Genomic DNA, 2,139 nt, shown 5'->3' with positions numbered 1-2,139 from the left:
AAGCTCACTCGCCGCCTCTAGCGATAACTGACCGTCCAGATACAGGACCAGTTCCTTATACCCAATGGCCTTCATGGCCTGAGCTTCAGGCAACACGCCGTCTTGCAACAACTGCTGTACCTCGTCGATCCAACCGGATTCAATCATGGCATCTATCCGCTTTTCGATACGCTCATACAAGACCTGTCGCGGTAAGGATAAGCCAATGACGAAGGCATGATAAAGCGGACCGCCCGCCTTTTGCGGCATAACCGCCGCCGCACCTTCTCCCTTTTCAATTGCACCTACCAAGCGGACAAGCCGATGAGAATTGGACAATAACTCGTGCCAATCCGGAGGTTCGTATCCCGTTTTTTCTGTAATGTACGCTTTCAACTCTTCTTCCGACAAAGCGGCAATACGGCTCGAAGCGGCCTGCCGTTCTTCCTTGGAATGACGCTTCGCCTTAAACTCGTATCCTTCCAAAAGAGACTGTACGTACAGTCCCGTACCGCCGACGAGGATGGGAATCTTACCTCTTTCATGCAAGTCTTCAATCGTAGTCCGTGCCGCCTCTTGAAAGGCTGCAGCAGAAAAGTCTTCATTCGGTTCAATAATATCTATAAGATGGTGGCGATAGGTCGCCAGCTCATCCTTTGTCGCCTTAGCCGTACCGATGTCCATGCCCTTATATACTTGATACGCATCGGCCGATACTAATTCCGTTTGAAACCGTTCGGCCAGTTTAAAACTGAGCGCCGTCTTACCCACAGCCGTAGGACCGACGATGGCGATTATTTCATTCATTTACGACTACACTCCAATACGGCATAAGAAATACGGCTGTATCTTCCGCCGCCGACTTTGAAATTATCATATTTTCCGGTTAATCCCGAAAAGTCACGTCCCTTAATGACCACTCGTTTTCCGGCCTTGCAAAGAGCCAAATCTATCATATCCGTCGTCAAAGGGGCATGACAAACAACGTCACGTAACGGCGTAAAATTACTGCTTTCTTGAACGGGCCGGGTAAACATGGGATCAAAATAAATAATATCGTACGACTTATCCTCAATCGAAGTAAGGACAGACTCGTAAGTATCGTGCGACAGATGTATATGTCGTAAGGCCTCCGTTACATCCCGACGTTCATGTACATATCTGGAAAATCCCCATGCCGTTACTCTTGCAAGCAAAGGAGACGCCTCTACGGCATCGATACGCGATCCCCGAGGCAATCCGTAAGAGGCTACGAGAGCATCCGAGCCGAGCCCGCAAGTGCAGTCCAAAAACTTAACGGGTCCCGTAGCGGCGACGGCATCAAGAAATCTATCGCCCTTACCCGAATCGATTTGACGGATACGTAACTCCGCCATACTGGGATGAAAGTGATGACTACCGCCTTCAGTTCGTATTTCAGGTCCCATGTTCGTATATATAATCAGGTTTTCATACAGATTGTGAAGTTCTTCTTCCCTTCGTCCTTGGCGAGGTACAAAATGGGCGTCGACCTCATCGGCCCATGCTTTCGCTTCGTCTTTTAACGATACTTCACCTTTTAAAGACGTAGTCACATAAACAGGTACCCTTTCCATCTTAAGTCCGTTTAAATAACTTTGCCAATTCGCCGGGCGTAAAGCGAACGATAATAGGGCGTCCGTGCGGGCATACATAAGGGGTTTCCGTATGGAAGAGGGCTTCCAACAGTTCCTTCATTTCCCGAATATTCAAGGTGTCTCCGGCCTTTACCGCTCCGTGGCATGACAAATATGCCAAGGACGAATGGCGTAATGTCGCCTTATCCGTCTGCGGACTTTCATGTAAAATATGGCAAATTTCCTGCAACGAATCGGCAATATGTGATGTAGGTAAATCGGCGGGAATGGCTTCCATACGCAAGGTCGTCGGACCCGCCTCCGTATAAATATAGCCTAAATCTCGAAAAACCTCTTCTTTTTCCGAAAACAACTGCATGTCACTACTGTCGGCTTCGACAAACTCGGCGGTCAACAACTGTTGACTGGGCATGCTTTCCGTACGTTTGCAAAATTTATCATACCGAACCCGTTCATGAGCTGCATGTTGATCGATAATATACAAGTCTTCACCCTTCTTTGCCACAATATAGCAATTTGCTACGGCCCCCAAGGGAATGAAAAC

General features: G+C 48.3%; 2 protein-coding genes and 1 pseudogene. All 3 read right to left on the bottom strand.

What is annotated here, in order from left to right; all coding sequences use genetic code 11:
* On the bottom strand, positions 1-786 hold a 786-nt coding region (gene miaA / locus PGX78_RS07470; protein WP_270446252.1), incomplete at its 3' end, for a tRNA (adenosine(37)-N6)-dimethylallyltransferase MiaA.
* A complete protein-coding gene (locus tag PGX78_RS07465) occupies positions 783-1,574 on the bottom strand; it encodes a class I SAM-dependent methyltransferase (RefSeq protein ID WP_270446251.1) in 792 nt (263 codons plus the stop codon). The genes PGX78_RS07465 and miaA, both read right to left, overlap by 4 nt.
* Before the next feature lies 1 nt (position 1,575).
* Positions 1,576-2,139, bottom strand: a pseudogene (locus tag PGX78_RS07460) (DNA mismatch repair endonuclease MutL); the annotation flags it as partial.

This window comes from Megasphaera sp. AF13-6AC (genome assembly GCF_027685385.1).
Lineage (GTDB): Bacteria > Bacillota > Negativicutes > Veillonellales > Megasphaeraceae > Megasphaera > Megasphaera micronuciformis.
The sequence above is the reverse complement of the archived record's forward strand: the minus strand, read 5'-3'. Positions and strand labels throughout refer to the sequence as shown.

What these genes read in the sequence shown, in the direction of transcription:
- PGX78_RS07465 (WP_270446251.1), bottom strand. Translation starts at nt 1,574, where the DNA reads ATGGAAAGGGTACCTGTTTATGTGACTACGTCTTTAAAAGGTGAAGTA.